Consider the following 17,816-nt stretch of genomic DNA (forward strand, 5'->3'; position numbering starts at 1 on the left):
GCGGCCCGCAGGAGGCTACTTCTGGATGAAGTTGACGACGTCCTGGACCGTCTTGAGGTCCTTGAGCTGGTCGTCGGGGATCTCGACGCCGAACTTGTCCTGGGCGGCGACGGCGATCTCCACCATGGACAGCGAGTCGATGTCCAGGTCGTCCACGAAGCTCTTCTCGGGCGTGACCTCGGAAGGCTCGGTGCCGACGATCTCTTCGATGATCTCGCCGAGGCCGGCCAGGATCTCCTGCTCGCTGAGGGCCATCTCTTGTTTCTCCTTGTTTGACGAGTTCGGTGTCGGAACGGACCCGCGCGTGGCGGGCGCATTCGATCTTTCGGGTCAGGGGATACGAATCACCTGAGCGGCGTAGACCAAGCCCGCGCCGAAGCCGAGGGTGAGCACGAGGCTCCCCGACGGCAGTTCCCCGCGCCCGACCATGCGCGAGAGCGCCAGGGGAATCGAGGCGGAAGAGGTGTTGCCAGCGGTGACGATATCGCGGGCGATGAGTGCCTGTGGTGCTCCCAACTTGCGCGCGATGGACTCGATGATCCGCAGATTGGCCTGATGGGGGACGAAGGCGGCCAGGTCGGAGGGCTCCACACCCGCCCGCTCCAGCGCCTCCAGGGCGACCTTGTACAACTCGGTGGTGGTCCACCGGAAGACGGCCTGCCCTTCCTGGTAGAGGTACTTGCCCTCGCGCAGGAAGATCTTGTCGGCGCGCTCACCGGCCGAGCCCCACACCACGGGGCCCACACCCTGTTCGGCGGAGGCCGAGACCACCGCGGCGCCGGCACCGTCGGCGAAGATCACGCAGGTGGAACGGTCTTCCCAGTCCACCCAGTCGCTGAGCTTTTCCGATCCGATCACCAGCACGTTGCGCGCGCTGCCCGCCCGAACCGCGTCCGAGGCCAGGCCCATGGCGTAGCAGAAGCCCGCACAGGCGGCGTTGACGTCGAAGGCTCCGGGGGCGACGATCCCCAACCGAGCGGCGACACTGGCGGCGGCGTTGGGGATCTGGTCCTGCACGGTGCAGGTCGCCACGATCACCAGGTCGATGTCCTCGGCCGACAGCCCACCGGAGGCCAAGGCCTTGCCGCCCGCGGCCACCGCCATGTTCACGACGGTGTCCTCGGGGCCGGCGATTCGACGCTCCTTGATGCCCACACGGCTTTGGATCCACTCGTCGCTGGTCTCCACGCGCTCCGCCAGGTCGGCGTTGGTGACCACGTTGGAGGGCTGGTACTCGCCGAAGGAGAGGATCGCGGCGCCACCGGGGGTGCTGGGGACCTTCAACATGGTCAACCTTCCTGCTGAGAGCTCGCGGGCAGGCCCGCGTGCTCCTTGATGAGGGCGCCGGCGCGCTCGAGGTCGTCGGGGGTCTTCACCGCGAGGAGTTCGATGCCGCGCAGCGCGCGTTTGGCCAGACCGGTGAGGGTGCCGGCCGGGGTGAGTTCGATGAGCGCGGTCACTCCCAGGTCGGCCATCGTCCGTGTGCAGGCGTCCCAGCGCACCGGTGAGGAGATCTGCGAGATCAGCCGCTCCAGGTATTCCGGACCGCTCTCGACCACGGCACCGTCGGCGTTGGACAGCAGTCGCACGTCGGGGTCGGACGGACGCAGGCCCTGGGCGGCTCGACGCACCCGTTCCGTGGCCGGGGCCATGTGTTCGGTGTGGAAGGCGCCCGCGACGGACAACGGGCGTAGACGGGCTCGCTCGGGCGGGTTCTCGGCGAACGAGGCCAATTGCTCGGTGGTGCCCGCCGCCACGATCTGTCCGGCCCCGTTGTTGTTGGCCGGGGTCAGCCCCGCGGCTGCGATCGCGGCCAGGACCTTCTCACCATCGCCACCCAGGACGGCGGTCATCCCGGTCTGGGTGAGCGCCGCGGCGTCGGCCATGCCCCGGCCCCGTTCGGCGACCAGGGAGAGCGCCTCCTTGGGGGAGAGCACACCGGCGATCGCGGCGGCGGTGAACTCGCCGACGCTGTGCCCGGCGACGGCGTCCACGTGGGCCCGACCGGCGGGCAGGGCCGGTTCGGGGGCACAGAGCGCCCCGAGCATGGCTTCGGCCGCGGCCAGGCCGGCGCTGACCAGCAAGGGCTGGGCGACCGCGGTGTCACGGATTTCCTCCGCGTCCGCGGTGGTGCCGTAACGCACCAGGTCCAAACCGACCACCTCGGACCACGCGGCGAACTTCGCGGCCATGCCGGGAAGCTCGAGCCACGGGGAGAGGAAACCGGGAACCTGGGCGCCTTGGCCGGGAGCAACGATTACAAGCACGACATCAACCTTGCCCTGTAGGAGTTCACCAGTTGGATGGGGAGGAGCACGAAGTTCATTCGACCTCGTTTGTGGAGGACCCACAAAACGTGGCCCTGTCCATGCTCATGAGCCCGAAACCGGTGGAAGCGATCACTTTTTTCGACGGTACGCGCCTCCTCCGGCCTCGGCGCACCCGGCTCCCGAATGGTTCCAAGGGGTGTGAGGGGGCTCTCGAGAGGGGACGAGGCCTGCGCCACATGAGTCGAGGATGCGAACCTAGGAGGGTGAACACCGAACCCGGACAGCCCGAGGACCCCGAAACCGTGGACGGCGCTCATGGCCAGGAGCCCGATCCGAAGCCGGAACCCGTCGCGCAGGAAGAGATTCGCACGGAGACCGTTCGGCGCCTGGAACGTTCCATGGGAACCCTGGGCACCGCCGCGGTCGCCCGCATGGAGGAACGGCTCGTCTGGTTCCGCCGTATGTCGGCCCAGGACCGATCCTGGATCGGACTGGTGGCCCAGTCCGGGGTGGCCGCCTTCGTGGACTGGTTCCGCGACCCGCACCGAGGGCGGCCCGCGATCACCGTCGAGGTCTTCGGAACCGCACCGCGCGAACTCACCCGTTCGGTCTCCCTCCAACAGACCGTCGACATGATCCGTGTCGTGATCGAGGTGGTGGAGGGGCAGGTCGATGAACTGGCCGCACCTGGTGGCGCCCAACAACTGCGTGAGGCCATCTTGCGTTACACCCGTGAGGTGGCGTTCAGCTCCGCCAAGGTCTACGCTCGCGCGGCCGAGGCGCGCGGGGCCTGGGACGCGCGGCTGGAGGCGCTCGTGGTCGACGCCCTGTTGCACGGGGACCGTGAGGACGGGCTCCAAACCTGGGGTTCGGCCCTGGGCTGGTCCCACACGCCGGTGATCGCGATGGCGGGGGAGCTCGAGGACAAGGACGGCGGCAAGGTCTTGGAGGACCTGCGGGCCGCCGCCCGCAGACTCGGTCACGACGTGCTGGCCGGCCTCCAAGGGCGGCGGGTGGTGGTCGTGGTGGGCGTGGGGGACCGCTATCCCGCGGCGGAGCTTCCCATGGTCGCGGTCGAACCACTGTCCGGGCTCTTCGGGCCGGGTGCCGTGGTGGTCGGGCCCGCCGTGCCCGACCTGGGTGCGGCCGGTGCCTCGGTGCGCGCCGCCGTCAACGGACTGCGCGCCGCGGTGGCCTGGCCCGACGCGCCTCGGCCGGTGCTCGCGGACGACCTGTTGCCCGAACGTGCCCTGGAGGGCGATCTACAGGCGCGAAGCCAGTTGGTGGAGGAGGTCTACCTACCGTTGCGGGGAGCCGGTTCACCCCTGCTGGACACGCTCTCGGTGTACCTGGAACACGCCTCCTCACTGGAAGCCACCGCGCGCATGCTCTTCGTACACCCGAACACGGTGCGCTACCGTCTCAGCCGCATCGCCGAACTCACCGGTCACATCCCCTCCGATGGTCGCGGCTCCTTCGTCCTGCGCGTGGCGGTGGCCCTCGGTAGGTTGTCCGAAATTCGCCAGGGATGAGAAAAAAGCCCGGATCGGCCGGTGCCACGACGGGTGAAAAAGATCTGACGTGACCTGATCGTTGCCCGCCATATCGGCTCCCTTAGGGAAGTTTCACCTGCGTCGGGTATGTCTGTGACTGGCCGTGTGCGTCCGGGGACCACGCGAAAAGAGATAGCTTTGATATGGGCGGGTTACGACAGGAGCGAAGAGGCGACGAAAACCCTCGGGCGTCGCTCCCCGTGCCGCCCCGTCACGACGTTCTTGGGGGGTCCAACGCTGTGGTCGAGCGACCGAAGAAGAGGTTCCGGGCACTACGCCCGGTGATCGATTTCATTCTCCAGCCCACCCAGGAAGGCGAGCTGCGCAGACGGGTCCTGTTCTGGATCCCGGCGCCGCTTCCGCTCCTGGGCCTGGTCTACCTCTTGGTGGGGGGTGCCTTCTCCGCTGCGGGATGGACGATCCTGCTGGCCACCAGTGTGGCCGTGGGAACGCTGCTACTGGCGACCATCGTCCAACCCACACCGCTGCCGGAAGGGCTCGCTCCACCGGTCTCGGCCCGACGATCGTTGCATCGCTTCCGTCAGTTCACCCAGCTGCGGGTGGCCCTGGCCTTGGTGCCGATGGCCCTCGGCGCGGCCGCCGCGGTGATCGGTGGCGGCCTGTACCCGCTGCTGGCCGCCCTGGCCTTGGCCTGGCCGCAACTGTTGCTGGCCATGCCCACCTTCTTCACCATCACTCGGGCTCGACGCGCGATGGAGGCCTGGGGCACCACCGCCTACCTGTGGCACGCTCTGTCCCGCCCGGCCAAGGTCACCTGGCCCATCGCCACCCCGCTGGCCCGCTCCTACCGTGCCTGGCGCGCCGAACGCGCCCGCCGACTCGCGCAGGAGAAGGCCCAGGACCAGGAACAGGACCGGGCCTGGAAGGAAGTGGTGGAGGACGAACGGGCCAACCCGACCGAGCCGACCAAGCCCTCCGCCCAAGAGGAGGGACGGCTCCAGAGCACCCGTAAGTTGCCCGCGCTGCCCGAGGAGGGCACCGACGCGGACAACGAGCCCACGGCGCTCATTCCGCACCTGGAACCGTCCGCCGAGGACGACGAACCCCGAGACGGTGACGACGTCTCCAAGGACGGGGACACGACCGACACCGACGATCGGGAGCCCTCCTCTGGGCCGCGCCCGACGGTGTCCCGCGCCGCCGGCCGGCTTCTGGAACAGAGCGGAGCCCTGAATCTGGGGGTGCGCAACCGACGCCGAGGCCAGGCCAACCGCCGTCCACCTGCGCACAAGCCCTAGGGAGACCTTCGTGGTGGTGCCCCGCCGGGGCACCACCATCGGTGCGCCCAGACCATGCGATGGCTACAGGTCCACCGTCCGGCGAACCTCGGGTAGGGCGTCGTCGCCGCCTCGCGCGCAGTGGTACCAACGGGCCCGAGCCCCGCGCCCGTCGAACTCCACCTCACCGATGGTGTTGCCGAAGTAGGGAGGCTCGGCGGTTCGCCAGCGCAGCGGACCGCGCCGCACTCCGGCCAGCCGGGCCAGGATCGCTCCCGCCAAGTGGAAGGGGCGGCTCGCCGACAGGGCCGCGGCCCGGCGGAAGTCGACCGGCAGCTGATTGCACAGGGCCGAGGAGACCAGCTGAGTCACCCGGGAGGTCGTCACCCCCGAACGGGCGCGGGCCCGAGCCCAGTAGGAGAAGTGCACGTCCCCGCTCAGGAACAGGACCGTGGCGGGCGCGGGACCGCGCTCACCACAGGCGACCTCCAACACGGCCTCGGCCACACGGTGGAAGGAGTACTGGAAGGCGCCCCAGTGCTCCAGGTCCAAGGCTTGGCGCAGTCTCTCCCCGAGGCCGCGGGCGAGGGATCCCCAGGCGCCACCGCACACCGCCTCGTTCCACGCCTCCAGGTGGTGCACCGAGGGCGGCAACAGCACCGGCACCGTGGACGCCACGATCACGTGTTCCGGGCCGCCGGTGAGGTGCTCGTCCAGCCAGTCGTGTCCCAGCGGCCCCAGGATGGACCGAGAGCCGTCCATGGGGTCTCCTTCGCCCAAGGCCCGCCCACAACGGGTGTCGGCCACCAGGACGCGTACGGCGCCCACGTCGTACCGATGGCTCCACCGGTAGGAGGAGGGCTCCTCGTGCGCACGTCGGGCGAAGGCGTCGATGGTGGGACCCGCGTCCGTACCGTGGTCGCGGTGTTCTCGCAGCGCGGCCCACACCGGGTCCTGGGCGCGCGCCCGGGGGGAGAGGTTGCCCACGTGCTGATACACCCAGTAGGCGCCCAGACCACTGGTCACCCGGGTCCGCCACCAGGGATGTTCGTCCATGCTCCGACGCCAGGCCGCCGAGGTGTTCCAGTCATCGCGGATGTCGTGGTCGTCGAAGACCATCAAGGTGGGAACGGTCGAGAGCAGCCACCGAACCTGGGGATCGGACCAGGCCTGTCGGTACAGCTCGGCGTATTCGTCGTAGTGCACCACCTCGTCCACGGGGGAGCCGTCCCGCTCCTGCTCACGTATCCGCCGGAGGAAGGCGCGCATGGACTCTTGGACCTGGTCGGCGTAGACCTGGTCGCCGATGAGCAGCAGGGCCAGGTTGCCCTCGACCTCCTCGTTCGCCAACCGTCGGGCGGTGGCGCGCAGCATGTCCGGCCCGTAGCGGATCAGGCCCTCCGGGGAGTCGCCGGTGGGCGTGCGGCAAGAGCCGTACAGCAGGCGGGTGGGGGCGTCCTCGTCCATGGTGCGCACGACGCTGGGTGGCAGGGGACAATCGGGTTCGGGCCAGACCCGGTCCTGATCGAGGAAGACCTCGTAGGGAAGGACCGCGCCGGAAGGGAGACCGTCGATTTCGCAGACGGCGTAGTGGTGTCCGTGGATCGTGAAGGTGGGGGCGAGGGCGGTGATGCCCCCCTCTACCCGAATCCGGACGTCGCAGGGGGCGTCGGTCTCCACCCACACGGTCGCGGTGGAGGTCCCCACGTGCCGTAGTAGGGGCCCCAGCCGTAACGAGACGGTCACCCTTTCCCCTTCTTTCGACCAATTTCACATGCGCTGCCGAAGAGTATGGCCCTTGAGGAAGCGTCCCGTCATCCACAGGATTCGGGCGGATGGTTGCACCGAGGGCCCGGCTGCGCGAAGGTGGGCGCTATGCGGACACAGATCCTTGAGCTGCACACCGGTGGATCGGAGAGCATCACCGACATCACCGACAGGTGCGGCGACTTCGTCGCCGAAAGCGGCGGTGACGGCCTGCTCAACGTCTTCGTCCCGCACTCGACGGCGGGTGTGGCGATCATCGAACTCGGAGCGGGGTCCGACGACGACCTTCTCGCCTCACTCGCCGACCTGCTGCCCGCGGACGATCGCTGGCGCCACAAGCATGGATCACGGGGGCATGGGCGTTCCCACGTCATGCCGGCGTACGTCGCGCCACAGACCACCGTGCCGGTGATCTCCGGAAGACTCGAACTGGGGACCTGGCAATCCATCGCCGTCGTCGACCTGAACGTGGACAACCCCGACCGCACGGTTCGGCTTTCCTACCTCAGGTCCGACTAGACGGACCAGGACGTACCGACCCCGCTGGTGCGGAAGATCATCCGCGCGTTGACGGGGAAAGGTACTAGCGTGTGAACTAGGCCATCAGCGATGGTTACGGACCACGCGAGAGGGCGAAGGCCCGGCATCGTTGTGACAACTGCTTCGTGCAGGCAAGATTGAGAAAAACCATCTGTGGAGGAGAACTTTCGTGAGCGCGACCGCGGGCCAGGCACAGAGCGAACGCGGCTTGGCTGACCGACTCGGATTCAAACCGGGTCAGGTGGTGCAGGAATTCGGCTTCGACGATGACGTCGACGAGGGACTGCGCGCATCCATCGCCGAACTCACGGGCGAGGCGCTGGTCGACGAGGACTACGACGGCGACGTCGACGCGGCCCTGCTGTGGTGGCGGTCCGATGAGGAGGACGACCTCACCGACGCACTGATGGACACGGTGACGACCATCGCCGACGGCGGGACCATCCTGGTCCTGACCCCGAAGGCCGGACGTGAACTGCACGTGTCCCCCAACGACGTCGCCGAGGCGGCCAACACCTCGGGATTGTCCCAGACCAGCGCCGTCAGTATCGGCGCGGACTGGTCGGGCACCCGCCTGGTGGTTCCCAAGCGGTGAAGGACGGCGCCCGCATCGGGTGAGATCGGCGCCGCGCGTCCACCGCAGGACGCGCGGCGCGACAGAGCGCCCACCGACCGGTGGGCGCCGGAGCGCCTCTGCGCACCGACGGAACGAATGCGAGTATGACCCACATCACCGCAGGCGATGCCGCGCCCGCGTTCGCCCTTCAAGACCAGCACGGCCAGGACGTCGCCTTGGCCGACCTGCGTGGCGGCCCCGTCCTGCTGGTCTTCTACCCGCTGGCCTTCTCCGGGATCTGTTCCGGCGAACTCGCCGACCTGGACCGACACCACGCCGACTTCAAGGAACTCGGCGTCACCGTCCTGACGGCCTCGGTGGACTCCACCTTCGCCCTGCGTACTTGGTCCGACCGTGAAGGCTTCCCCTTCGCCCTGCTGTCGGATTTTTGGCCGCACGGCGCCACCGCCCAGGCCTACGGTGTCTTCGACCACGAACGCGGCGTCGCCCGGCGGGGCACCTTCCTCATCGACGCCGAGGGAACCGTTCGCTGGACGACGTTGACCCCGACCGGCCGTCCCCGAGACGTGACCGAGTACCTGGAACGGGTTCGGGCCCTGAACGGATGATTTCAGGCGCGAGGAGCTCCACGAAGCGGTATGATCACTCGCGACGCATCGGGCGCGTAGCTCAGTTGGTTAGAGCAATTGCCTTACAAGCAATAGGCCAGGGGTTCGAGTCCCTTCGCGCCCACGGACTCGGGACGATCCTGCTCGGGGGCCTTCGGCCGCCTCGCCGGGTCGTCCTTCGTGTTTACCGGGGGGAGACCCCCGAACCCCCCGAGGTACCCCCCTCTGGTCGGGGTCGCGCTGATCGGTGAGGTGGGCGGGACACTCTCTCCCAAGGCGGGGCTTCGCCCCGGGGGTTGTGGTTGGGTTGCCCAGGGTCCACGGACTCGGGACGATCCTGCTCGGGGGCCTTCGGCCGCCTCGCCGGGTCGTCCTTCGTGTTTACCGGGGGGAGACCCCCGAACCCCCCGAGGTACCCCCCTCTGGTCGGGGTCGCGCTGATCGGTGGGGTCGGCGGGACACTCTCTCACAAGGCGGGGCTTCGTCTCGGGGGTTGTGGTCGGTTCGCCCACAGGGTCCACTCGACTCTGAGACGACCCTGTTCGCGCGTGAGCGCGCTCACCGGGTCGTCTCGTCGTTTCCTCAGCGGGTGCGGGGCCCGGGCGGCAGAGGAGCCTCGACCAGGCCCCGCATCATGGTGACGGTCAGTCCGTGATGGTCCAAGTGCCCCTGCGGTGGTTGCGGGCGTCGCCGTCCGGGTCGTAGCCCCCTTCCGCGTTACCCGCGATGTCCACCGAGAACCAGTGGACGGTGGTGGTCTCCTCGATCAACAGCGTCTCCAACTCTCCACGCACGCCCGTCAGCTCCAGCTTGGGAGAGTCGAAGGTCGGGCGGCTACCGTCCAGGGTGTAGTAGACCTCGGCGGGCTCGTTGGTGCTGAAGGCGACTTCCACCGGCCTGCTGTGCTCACCCGGACGCGGTGCCACGTCCGAACGCGGCCGGAACCGGTCGTCCTGGTACTCCAGCGCCACCTCCAGCATGTTGTACAGCCCATTGGCGTACTCCATGCCCTGGGCGTGCGCCTCCTCCCACGGCGGCTGGAACCCGGCCTGGCCCAGCTCGAAGTTCCACGCGAAGATCCCGTTCTCGTACCAGAGGTGGTCACCGGAGTTGCCCGCCGCCGAGTAGAGCACGTCGATGATCGGGCCGGTACGGGCCGGGGTCACCACGGTGCCCCGGTGCTCCTTGATCGCGCCCAGGATGCTCGCCGAGGCCTCCCAGAAGTAGGCCTCCTCCATCGCCGTGGGTCGGGGCGTGGACACACGGCCGTCGGCGATGTAGGCGCCCGGAGACCACATGAAGTAGTCGCCCGAGGAGTGGATGTTCATCGAGAAGTCGATGTTGTCGTAGGTGTCGACCAGCCACACCAGGTTCTGGTTCTCCGGTTGCGACAGCGGGCCCAGCTCCTCGGGGCCGGCGAAGCTGCCGCTGGTGCAGTTGAAGGAGGCACCCGAGTAGCCGTCCCACAGGGTGTAGGCACCGTAGTTGCGGTTGTTGTCCACGCCCCACTGCGCACCCTGCTCCACCGCCCACTGGTCGCGGGCGCCGTCGGTGTCGCAGTAGTTGGTCATGTTCTTGCGGTGCAACGGCACGTCGTAGAACGAGTAGTTACCGCCGTCGGGGTTGAACGATGGCATCAAGAAGATGTCCAATTCGTCCACCAACTCGGTGGTGGTGTCGTGGATGCCGTAGTTGCGCACCAGGCGCTCGGCGGTCTCGATGGTCACCAATGGGGTCTGCCATTCTCGGGCGTGCTCTTGGGCGTACCCCAGCACACCGGTCTTGGATCCGTCCCGGTCGGCACCGATACGCAGCGCGTAGACCGGGGCGGGCTCGCGGGAGACGTCGTCGGGGGCGTTGAGGAAGTCCTGGGCCTGCACCCTTTCGGCCTGGACCACACCGTCGCCGGTGTTGCCACGGAAGGTGAAGGCCCGCACCAGGTCGCCGGCCTCGACGTTGATGGCGTCCACGACCTCGGCGGCGGTGGTGGTGATCCGCCCATCATCATCGGTGGCCAGCGCGACGGTGATCTCGTCGCCGTCCACGTCCACCGACAGCTCGGAGTCGGGCGTGTAGGGATCGTGCAGGTCCACGACGACGTCGTTGCCGCCCTCGTGGCCGTAGGAGTGCGTTTCCACGACCACGCCGCGGTCGGCGTTGTGGCCCCTGACGTTCACCCCGAAGATCGCCTGGGCGTGCCGTCGGTAGCCGTTGGTCCGGTTGGGCAGCTCGATGACCTCGGCGATGTCCGGGTACTCGTCGGCGATCTGGTGGATCCGGTCGTAGAGCTCGCCCGGTGTCATGTAGGCGTTGAGGAAGTCGGTGTAGGGCAGCGGGTCCCCGGGATCATCGGGGTCGGGCAGCCACTCGGTGACCTCGGCCTCCACGGTGCCACCGTGCGGGCTGGTCACCCGGATACGCCCGGGCGGCTCCTCCACTCGGGCCTGGCCGCGGTGGTACATGTACACCCCGACGTCGACGAAGCGGCTCAGGGTCTGGGTGCCGCCATCGCCGATCTCGGTGCCCGGACCGGCGTCGCGTTCCACGGTCAGCCTGAAGTTCTCGTCTTGGCCGAAGCTGGAATCGACCTCCACGGACAGGAAGTCGCCGTTACGGCTCTGGAAGTAGTCCGCCCGCAGGATCTTCAGGTCGTCGGTGGTGGACAGGGTGCGTGCCTCACCGGCGGGTTCGTTCTCGGCCCGCAGCTCCGCGATGGTCGCCTCGCGCTCTTCGATGCGCTCCTTTGCGTCGGACTCGGTGTAGACCACCTCACCGAAGGTGAAGCCGGCGTCGTCGTAGGTGTCCAGCTCGAAGGGGCCGATCACGACCTGGGCGACGAATCCCTCACCCTCGGCGGGATCCAGTCGGGTGATGTCGCCGCCAAGGTCCACGAGCCGGTCCAGCGCGTCACGGTCCTCCAGCAGCACCTCCACCACCGAGGTCTCGTCGATCTCCAAGGTGCCCGTGTCGGGCTCGGCCGCCGCGGGCACGGCCATCGGTAGTAGTAACGCGAGGGTCGCGCCGGTGACGACTCCGGCCCGGCGCGCACGCCGCGCCCCTGTCACTCGTCCCATCCCGGTCCTTTCCGCTCGGCGCGGACCGGGCCTGGCCCGTGGTCCGCGTCTCGTGGTGCCATCGCCGCGTCGGCGATGACGAAGAGTGGGCACGGGCGGACCGGCCGCGGGACCACTGGACAGCACTCACACCAGGGGATTCATGTGTTCAGTGAGGAGGGGAGTGGGGGGGAAGGGGGAACGTGGGGGAAGTGCCCGGGTGGACGGCGCGGCCACCGTCACGTGCCCGAATCTGGCTGCTCGTCCGAGGCTGCCCTGTGGCAGGAGTCACGTCAAGGACGGTAAAGGGAAAAACTTTGACCATCTCGTCGGGCCCGGCTCACGGTCGAGGCCGCCGGGCTCTGAAGACGGAGCCGTCGGCTCGTTCTCACCCCCGGTGGGGCCACTTCTCCACCCTCCGAGTGGTACTCGATGGAGGGTCGGTCACCACCTCAAGGCACGTCCACGCCCACCAGGTGCTCGGGGGTGGGCAGTGCCTCCTCCGACGCCGCCAATACCTCCCTCAGCGCCGGGCTCTCCGTGTCCCTCCGCCAGGCCAGGCGCGCGTAGGAAGCGGGCAACTCCTCCGCCAACCGCACCAACCTGATTCCCTCCCCAGGGACGCCCGCGACCGCCGTGTCCAGGGTGAACGTCAGTCCCACCCCGGCACCCACCAGCGCCATCAGCGTCCAGGAATCCGAGGCCACCTGCACGATGTCGGGGGAGAATCCCGCTTCGTAAGCCGTCCGGAGGAACGTCTCGCGCACGGTCGACCCGGGCCCGGCGGGCAGCGCCACGAACGGTTCGTCGCGGCACTCGGCGATGCTCACCACCTCCCGATCCGCCAGCCGATGTTCTTCGGGCACGACCAGCACGTAGCGTTCCTCGGCCACGATCCGCTGTGCGATGTCCGGTGGTCGCACCCTCCACCGAACGATCGCCAGGTCCAGCTCCTCGTCGATCACCGACCGCAGTGCGTCGTTGGCGTAGGTGGTGCTGCGCAGCCGCAGTTCGATGCCGGGGCGCCGTCGGCGTACCTGCCTGCTCAGGTCGACCACCAGCAGGTGCGAAGAAGGGCCGGCGAACCCCAGCCGCACCAGGCCGGTCTGTCCCTCGCCCGCCGCCCTCACCGCGTTACGTGCCACCCGGCAGCTCTCCAGCACGTCGTTGGCCGGCCCGATCAGCGCCTGTCCGGCCATGGTCAGCCGCACCGAACGGGTGGTCCGGATGAACAGCTCCACCCCCAGGTCGCGCTCGAGCCGCTTGATCGTGCGGGTCAGTGGGGGCTGGGCCATGTGCAGCCGTTCGGCGGCGCGGCCGAAGTGCATTTCCTCGGCCACCGCCAGGAAGGCCGTCAGCTGATGCGGGTCCATCCGACCATATTAATACCCGAACTGAAATAATCGGACGCTATCGAGTATTGGACAGGCATGAACAAAGTCGCCATCATCGGACCATGAGTGCCGAGACCGAGGTCACCCCCGAAGACTTCACCGACATCCACGCGCAGGTGCGCGACTTCGTCCGCACGAAGGTCGTTCCGCGCGAGAACGAGATCCTGGCGAGCGACGCCATCCCCGACGACCTGCGCAAGGCCGTCGCGGACATGGGTCTGTTCGGGTACGCGATCCCGCAACGCTGGGGCGGTCTCGGTCTGAACCTGGTCCAAGACGTCGAACTGGCCATGGAGCTCGGCTACACCTGCCTGGCCCTGCGCTCGCTGTTCGGTACCAACAACGGCATCGCCGGTCAGGTCCTGGTCAACTTCGGCACCGACACCCAACGCGAACGCTGGCTGGAAGACATCGCCTCCGGTGAGGTGGTCGCCTCCTTCGCACTCACCGAACCCGGTGCCGGTTCCAACCCCGCGGGCCTGCGTACCAAGGCCGTCCGTGACGGCTCCGGGTGGGTCATCGACGGCCACAAACAGTTCATCACCAACGCACCCCTGGCCGGTCTGTTCGTCGTCTTCGCCCGCACCAGGGAACCCGGTCCCGAGGGCAACGGCATCGCCGTCTTCCTCGTCCCCGCCGACGCCCCCGGTGTCACCGTGGGGCCCAAGGACGCCAAGATGGGCCAAGAGGGCGCCTGGACCGCCGACGTCACCTTCGATTCGGTGCGCCTCGATGAGGACGCCCTGGTCGGTGGGGAAGAGAAGGTCGGCTACAAGGCCGCCATGACCTCCCTGGCCCGGGGGCGTGTGCACATCGCCGCGCTCTCGGTCGGTACCGCCCAACGGGCGCTCGACGAGTCGGTCTCCTACGCCGCCACCAACACCCAGGGCGGGGTGCCCATCGGCGACCACCAGCTGGTGCAGGCCATGCTCGCCGACCAGTACACCGGGGTCGAGACCGGGCGCGCGCTCGTGCGCGAGGCCGCCGCCAAGTACGTCAGCGGTGAGGACCGGCGCGTCATGCCCTCGGTCGCCAAGCTCTACTGCACCGAGATGGTCGGCAAGGTCGCCGACCTGGCGGTCCAGGTGCACGGTGGTGCCGGCTACATGCGCGAGGTGCCCGTGGAGCGCATCTACCGTGACGTGCGCCTGCTGCGCCTCTATGAGGGCACCAGCGAGATTCAGCGGCTCATCATCGGCGGTGGCCTGGTGCGTGCGGAGAAGGCTCGGCAGCGATGATCGGCGGGCCCCTCGAAGCCCCGGCCGCCTCGTGCCGATCCGTCCTCCCCACCCCGACCACGAAAGGCGTGCCCCATGCGTGACGTCGTCGTCTGCGAACCCGTCCGTACCCCCATCGGCCGCTACGGCGGGATGTTCAAGACGATCACCGCCGTCGACCTGGGCGCCCAGGCCCTCACCGGACTGCTGGAACGTACCGGTCTCGACCCGGTCGAGATCGACGACGTGGTCCTCGGTCACTGCAACGGCAACAGCGAAGCGCCGGCCATCGGCCGGGTCGTCGCGCTCGACGCCGGCCTCCCGGTCACCGTTCCCGGCCAGCACTTGGACCGTCGCTGCGGTTCGGGTCTGCAATCCGTGGTCAACGCGGTCATGGGCGTGCTCAGTGGCGCGCAGGACCTGGTGGTGGCCGGTGGCGTGGAGAGCATGAGCAACGCCGTCTTCTACTCCACCGACATGCGCTGGGGAGGCGCCAGATCCGGCATTCGGGTCCATGACGGCCTCGTCCGCGCCCGTGAGACCGCCGGTGGCTCCCGCTACCCGGTGCCCGGTGGCATGATCGAGACCGCCGAGAACCTGCGCGCCGAGTACGCCATCTCCCGCACCGAGCAGGACGAGCTCGCCGTCGCCTCGCACGCGCGCGCCGTCGCCGCCCAGAACTCCGGGGTCTACGCCGAGGAGATCATCCCGGTCACCGTTCGCGGTCGTAAGGGCGACACCGTCATCGACACCGACGAACACCCCCGCGCCGATACCACTCTGGAGAGCCTGGCCGAGCTGAAGCCCATCATGGGCCGTCAAGACCCCGAGGCCACCGTGACGGCGGGCAACGCCAGTGGTCAGAACGACGCCGCCGCCTTGTGCGTGGTCACCACCAGGGACAAGGCCGAGGAGTTGGGTCTTCGCCCGCTGGTGCGGTTGCGCACCTGGGCCGCGGCGGGTGTGGCGCCCAAGGTGATGGGCATCGGCCCCGTGCCCGCCACCGCCCGCGCCCTGGAACAGGCCGGGCTCACCCTGGCCGACATGGACGTGATCGAACTGAACGAGGCCTTCGCGGCCCAGGCGCTCGCGGTGATGCGCGAATGGAGGTTCGCCGCCAAGGACCTGGAGCGCACCAACGTGCACGGCTCCGGCATCTCCCTCGGTCACCCGGTCGGTGCCACCGGCACTCGTATGGTCGGCACGCTCGCCCGTGAACTGGACCGCAGCGGTGGCCGGTACGGGCTCGTCACCATGTGCGTCGGCGGGGGCCAAGGGTTGGCGGCCGTGTTCGAGGCGGTGGATCCTCGATGAACCACCCGCGCGAAGGGCACCGGTGAACGCGCGGTTTCGGAACCGAGCGGGAGGGGCCGCCCTCCTGCGCCCCTCTCCGGAAAAGGGGGACGCAGGAAGGTTCGGGCATCAGCCCACGGGGACCCCACGGGGATGGGAGCCGCGCAGCTCCCCGGCCTGCGCACCCAGCCGGAACGCGACCCATTCGGCCTCGGTGTAGGTCAGGACCGGGGCGCCGGGGACGGCGGTGTCGGTCAGGGTGAAGCCGCCCTCGGGTAGGAACCGGGGCGAGAGGCGCCCGTACCCGTTGCGGTCGGAGGCGACCTGGTCGAGGAAGTGGTCCCAGACGGCGGTGGGCACGGTCAGGGTCGGGCCGTGCGGGTCCTTGGTGTCACCGATCTCGGTGAGGCCCTCACCGGTGGATCGCACCTGTACGCAGCCCTGGGGGTTGCTGCTCGCGCTCGACTTGACCCATCGCATGATGGCCTCCTATGAGAAAGCGGGTGTTCTCGATCGTTCAGAGATACCCGCCCGAATGCGTCTCAATAGTGACAAAAGGGCCGGGCGTGGTGCCCGGCCCCGCACCCTGAGCGGGCAGAGTGATCACGCGCTCAGGGTGGCGAGGAACTCCAACAGCGCCGCGTTGACCTCCTCGGGCCGTTCCTGTTGGGTCCAGTGGCCACACCCGGGCAGGGTGATGTCGGCGTGCAGCTTCGGCACGATGTGAGGCAACATCTCCCGCAGTTCCGCCACCCCCTTCAGAACACTCACCATGTCCTTGTCACCCACCACGTACAACGCCGGAACCTCGATGCGCAGCCCCTGGAAGGGCGTCATCAGACCCTGGTTTCGGTCGATGTTGCGATACCAGTTCAACGGTCCGGTGAAGGAGTCCGGCTCCGAGTAGTCCTCGACGAAGGCCGCGAGGTCCTCGGCGCTCAACCAGGCGGGAAGGTCGGCGGGTTCGGGCATGGAGTCCACCAGACCCTCGCCCTCGGGCACGATCCACGGCACCGGCTCCTTGGTCGGATCGTCTCCGGCGGCCATGGTCAGCAACCGGCGCAGCGCGGTGGCCGGATCCGCGGCCAGTTCGGCGTCCGCCCTCCCCGGTTCCTGGAAATACGCCTGGTAGTAACGGTCGCCATAGATTCTGCGAGAAGAGGTCACCGACGGCATCCCGACGGGCGGTAGGGGTGGGACGCTCAGGCCCACCACCCCACGTACCAGGTCGGGACGTAGCAGGGCGGTGCTCCAGGCGACCGGGGCACCCCAGTCGTGACCGACCACCACCGCGTTCTCGGCCCCCAGCGCACCGATCAGTGCGACGACGTCCCCGACCAGGTGCGGCAGGGTGTAGTCCTTGATCCCCGATGCCCGGTCACTGCGGGCGTAGCCGCGCTGGTCCGGGGCGACCACCCGGTACCCGGCCTCGGCCAGGGGCGCGAACTGATGCCGCCAGGAGTACCAACTCTCCGGGAAACCGTGCAGTAGCAGGACCAAGGGTCCCTCGCCCCGCTCGGCCACGTGCAGGCGCAGCCCGTTCACCTCGACGTGGTGGTGCTTGATGTCCAACCCGACTCCTTTCACCGTCCCCGTGCCCGGGGCGACCCGGCCAGGGTAGGGGAGCGGACGGCCGCCGAACAGGGCCGAACAGACCGGGGAGGACAGGGGTGGGCGCAGTGGTCGGCCCGGAACCCCATGGCGAAACCGATCGCGAACAGGACGACCACGGTGCTCAGGTAGCGGACCAGATCGGCCAGGATCGATCCGAGCAGCGGGGCGGAGCGGCCGATGGGCGCAAGTTCGCGATACGGGCCTACCACATCGCGAACACACGGCTGGGGCCACCCGAGGCGTCCAGTCCGGGCAACACCCCCACGGTGAGGAGCGCGCCCACCGGCGGTAGCCGGTCCAATCCGGTCAACGCCTCCAGGCCCCACCGGTCCGCACGGCCGACCACCTCGTGGGCGGGAAAATCGGTCGAGTTCCCCGGGTCGGTGCTCAGTGTGTCCACCCCGAAGCCGGCCGCATCGCGTCGCTCCACCAGGAACTCGCAGGCCTGCGGGGAGAACCCGGGAAAGTGCCAGGTGCCGTCCTCGGCCACGCCCCGCACCGCGGCCTCACCCTCGGCCCACCGGGTACTCCAACCCGAGCACATCAGTATCGCCGACCGCTCGGGAATCGGTCCGTGCCGGCGCTCGAAGGCCAGGACGTCATCGACCTCCACGGTGGTGTCGGGGTCGTGCTCGGCGCGCTCACGAATGTCCAGCACCACGGCGGGGACGACCAGCTCGGCGGGGGGGGTG

The 17,816-nt window shown here is 68.8% G+C and carries 17 protein-coding genes and 1 tRNA gene; 8 read left to right on the plus strand and 10 right to left on the minus strand.

What is annotated here, in order from left to right; translation table 11 throughout:
• Positions 1-15: 15 nt before the first annotated feature.
• The 3 genes from D472_RS0114590 to D472_RS0114600 form a co-directional block, all read right to left on the minus strand.
• Positions 16-255 (minus strand): acyl carrier protein, encoded by a 240-nt coding sequence (locus D472_RS0114590; protein WP_017605225.1) that lies wholly within the window; start codon positions 253-255, stop codon positions 16-18.
• Between the two features lie 75 nt (positions 256-330).
• Complete coding sequence (locus tag D472_RS0114595; RefSeq protein WP_017605226.1) at positions 331-1,287, minus strand: beta-ketoacyl-ACP synthase III; 957 nt, start codon at positions 1,285-1,287, stop codon at positions 331-333.
• A gap of 2 nt (positions 1,288-1,289) precedes the next feature.
• Entirely contained in the window at positions 1,290-2,267 is a 978-nt protein-coding gene (locus D472_RS0114600; RefSeq protein ID WP_193373468.1) for an ACP S-malonyltransferase, read from the minus strand.
• A 266-nt stretch (positions 2,268-2,533) separates the two neighbouring features.
• Between D472_RS0114600 and D472_RS0114605 the strand changes: the two genes are divergently transcribed.
• The gene (locus tag D472_RS0114605) at positions 2,534-3,802 is read left to right on the plus strand and encodes a PucR family transcriptional regulator (protein WP_017605228.1); all 1,269 of its coding nucleotides are present in this window, start codon (positions 2,534-2,536) and stop codon (positions 3,800-3,802) included.
• Between the two features lie 302 nt (positions 3,803-4,104).
• Positions 4,105-5,082 (plus strand): hypothetical protein, encoded by a 978-nt coding sequence (locus D472_RS0114610; RefSeq protein ID WP_017605229.1) that lies wholly within the window; start codon positions 4,105-4,107, stop codon positions 5,080-5,082.
• A 63-nt stretch (positions 5,083-5,145) separates the two neighbouring features.
• Here D472_RS0114610 and D472_RS0114615 read toward each other — a convergent pair whose 3' ends face one another.
• Positions 5,146-6,807, minus strand: a complete 1,662-nt coding sequence (locus D472_RS0114615) for an alkaline phosphatase D family protein (protein WP_017605230.1) — start codon at positions 6,805-6,807, stop codon at positions 5,146-5,148.
• 129 nt (positions 6,808-6,936) lie between these two features.
• Between D472_RS0114615 and D472_RS0114620 the strand changes: the two genes are divergently transcribed.
• The 4 genes from D472_RS0114620 to D472_RS0114635 all read left to right on the plus strand — a co-directional run bounded on the left by D472_RS0114620 (position 6,937) and on the right by D472_RS0114635 (position 8,677).
• Positions 6,937-7,347: a secondary thiamine-phosphate synthase enzyme YjbQ gene (locus D472_RS0114620; protein WP_017605231.1), complete on the plus strand. Its 411-nt coding sequence runs from the start codon at positions 6,937-6,939 to the stop codon at positions 7,345-7,347.
• A gap of 190 nt (positions 7,348-7,537) precedes the next feature.
• The gene (locus D472_RS0114625; protein WP_017605232.1) at positions 7,538-7,963 is read left to right on the plus strand and encodes a DUF3052 domain-containing protein; all 426 of its coding nucleotides are present in this window, start codon (positions 7,538-7,540) and stop codon (positions 7,961-7,963) included.
• A gap of 125 nt (positions 7,964-8,088) precedes the next feature.
• Positions 8,089-8,553, plus strand: coding sequence for a peroxiredoxin (locus D472_RS0114630; protein WP_017605233.1), 465 nt, complete (start codon positions 8,089-8,091; stop codon positions 8,551-8,553).
• Between the two features lie 50 nt (positions 8,554-8,603).
• Positions 8,604-8,677, plus strand: a tRNA-Val gene (locus D472_RS0114635).
• Positions 8,678-9,197: 520 nt separating this feature from the next.
• Here D472_RS0114635 and D472_RS0114640 read toward each other — a convergent pair.
• Both D472_RS0114640 and D472_RS0114645 read right to left on the minus strand, forming a co-directional pair.
• On the minus strand, positions 9,198-11,627 hold the full coding sequence (locus D472_RS0114640; RefSeq protein WP_026117700.1) for a M14 family metallopeptidase: 2,430 nt from the start codon (positions 11,625-11,627) through the stop codon (positions 9,198-9,200).
• Between the two features lie 431 nt (positions 11,628-12,058).
• Positions 12,059-12,979 carry a LysR substrate-binding domain-containing protein gene (locus D472_RS0114645; protein WP_017605235.1) on the minus strand — a complete coding sequence of 307 codons (921 nt, stop codon included), beginning with the start codon at positions 12,977-12,979 and terminating at the stop codon, positions 12,059-12,061.
• An 83-nt stretch (positions 12,980-13,062) separates the two neighbouring features.
• Here D472_RS0114645 and D472_RS0114650 point away from each other — a divergent pair, with 83 nt between their 5' ends.
• Together D472_RS0114650 and D472_RS0114655 are read left to right on the plus strand one after the other, a co-directional pair.
• Positions 13,063-14,238 (plus strand): acyl-CoA dehydrogenase family protein, encoded by a 1,176-nt coding sequence (locus D472_RS0114650; RefSeq protein ID WP_017605236.1) that lies wholly within the window; start codon positions 13,063-13,065, stop codon positions 14,236-14,238.
• Positions 14,239-14,313: 75 nt separating this feature from the next.
• Positions 14,314-15,531 carry an acetyl-CoA C-acetyltransferase gene (locus D472_RS0114655; RefSeq protein WP_017605237.1) on the plus strand — a complete coding sequence of 406 codons (1,218 nt, stop codon included), beginning with the start codon at positions 14,314-14,316 and terminating at the stop codon, positions 15,529-15,531.
• A 108-nt stretch (positions 15,532-15,639) separates the two neighbouring features.
• Here the strand turns inward: D472_RS0114655 and D472_RS0114660 are convergent, their stop codons facing one another.
• The 4 genes from D472_RS0114660 to D472_RS0114670 form a co-directional block, all read right to left on the minus strand.
• Positions 15,640-15,990: a DUF397 domain-containing protein gene (locus D472_RS0114660; protein ID WP_017605238.1), complete on the minus strand. Its 351-nt coding sequence runs from the start codon at positions 15,988-15,990 to the stop codon at positions 15,640-15,642.
• A gap of 123 nt (positions 15,991-16,113) precedes the next feature.
• Positions 16,114-17,082, minus strand: coding sequence for an alpha/beta fold hydrolase (locus tag D472_RS0114665; protein WP_017605239.1), 969 nt, complete (start codon positions 17,080-17,082; stop codon positions 16,114-16,116).
• 11 nt (positions 17,083-17,093) lie between these two features.
• Entirely contained in the window at positions 17,094-17,333 is a 240-nt protein-coding gene (locus D472_RS28675) for a hypothetical protein (protein ID WP_083903483.1), read from the minus strand.
• Positions 17,327-17,816: cyclase family protein (locus tag D472_RS0114670; protein WP_017605240.1), on the minus strand; the 490-nt coding region annotated here is incomplete at its 5' end. The genes D472_RS0114670 and D472_RS28675, both read right to left, overlap by 7 nt.

Origin of the sequence: Nocardiopsis alkaliphila YIM 80379 (assembly GCF_000341005.1) — a bacterium.
GTDB lineage: Bacteria > Actinomycetota > Actinomycetes > Streptosporangiales > Streptosporangiaceae > Nocardiopsis > Nocardiopsis alkaliphila.

Bases quoted from the DNA above. Each gene is read 5' to 3' on its own strand.
- D472_RS0114650 (WP_017605236.1), top strand. From the start codon at position 13,063: ATGAGTGCCGAGACCGAGGTCACCCCCGAAGACTTCACCGACATCCAC.
- D472_RS0114640 (WP_026117700.1), bottom strand. From the start codon at position 11,627: ATGGGACGAGTGACAGGGGCGCGGCGTGCGCGCCGGGCCGGAGTCGTC.
- D472_RS0114590 (WP_017605225.1), bottom strand. From the start codon at position 255: ATGGCCCTCAGCGAGCAGGAGATCCTGGCCGGCCTCGGCGAGATCATC.
- D472_RS0114645 (WP_017605235.1), bottom strand. From the start codon at position 12,979: ATGGACCCGCATCAGCTGACGGCCTTCCTGGCGGTGGCCGAGGAAATG.
- D472_RS0114655 (WP_017605237.1), top strand. From the start codon at position 14,314: ATGCGTGACGTCGTCGTCTGCGAACCCGTCCGTACCCCCATCGGCCGC.
- D472_RS0114620 (WP_017605231.1), top strand. From the start codon at position 6,937: ATGCGGACACAGATCCTTGAGCTGCACACCGGTGGATCGGAGAGCATC.
- D472_RS0114630 (WP_017605233.1), top strand. From the start codon at position 8,089: ATGACCCACATCACCGCAGGCGATGCCGCGCCCGCGTTCGCCCTTCAA.
- D472_RS0114595 (WP_017605226.1), bottom strand. From the start codon at position 1,287: ATGTTGAAGGTCCCCAGCACCCCCGGTGGCGCCGCGATCCTCTCCTTC.
- D472_RS0114660 (WP_017605238.1), bottom strand. From the start codon at position 15,990: ATGCGATGGGTCAAGTCGAGCGCGAGCAGCAACCCCCAGGGCTGCGTA.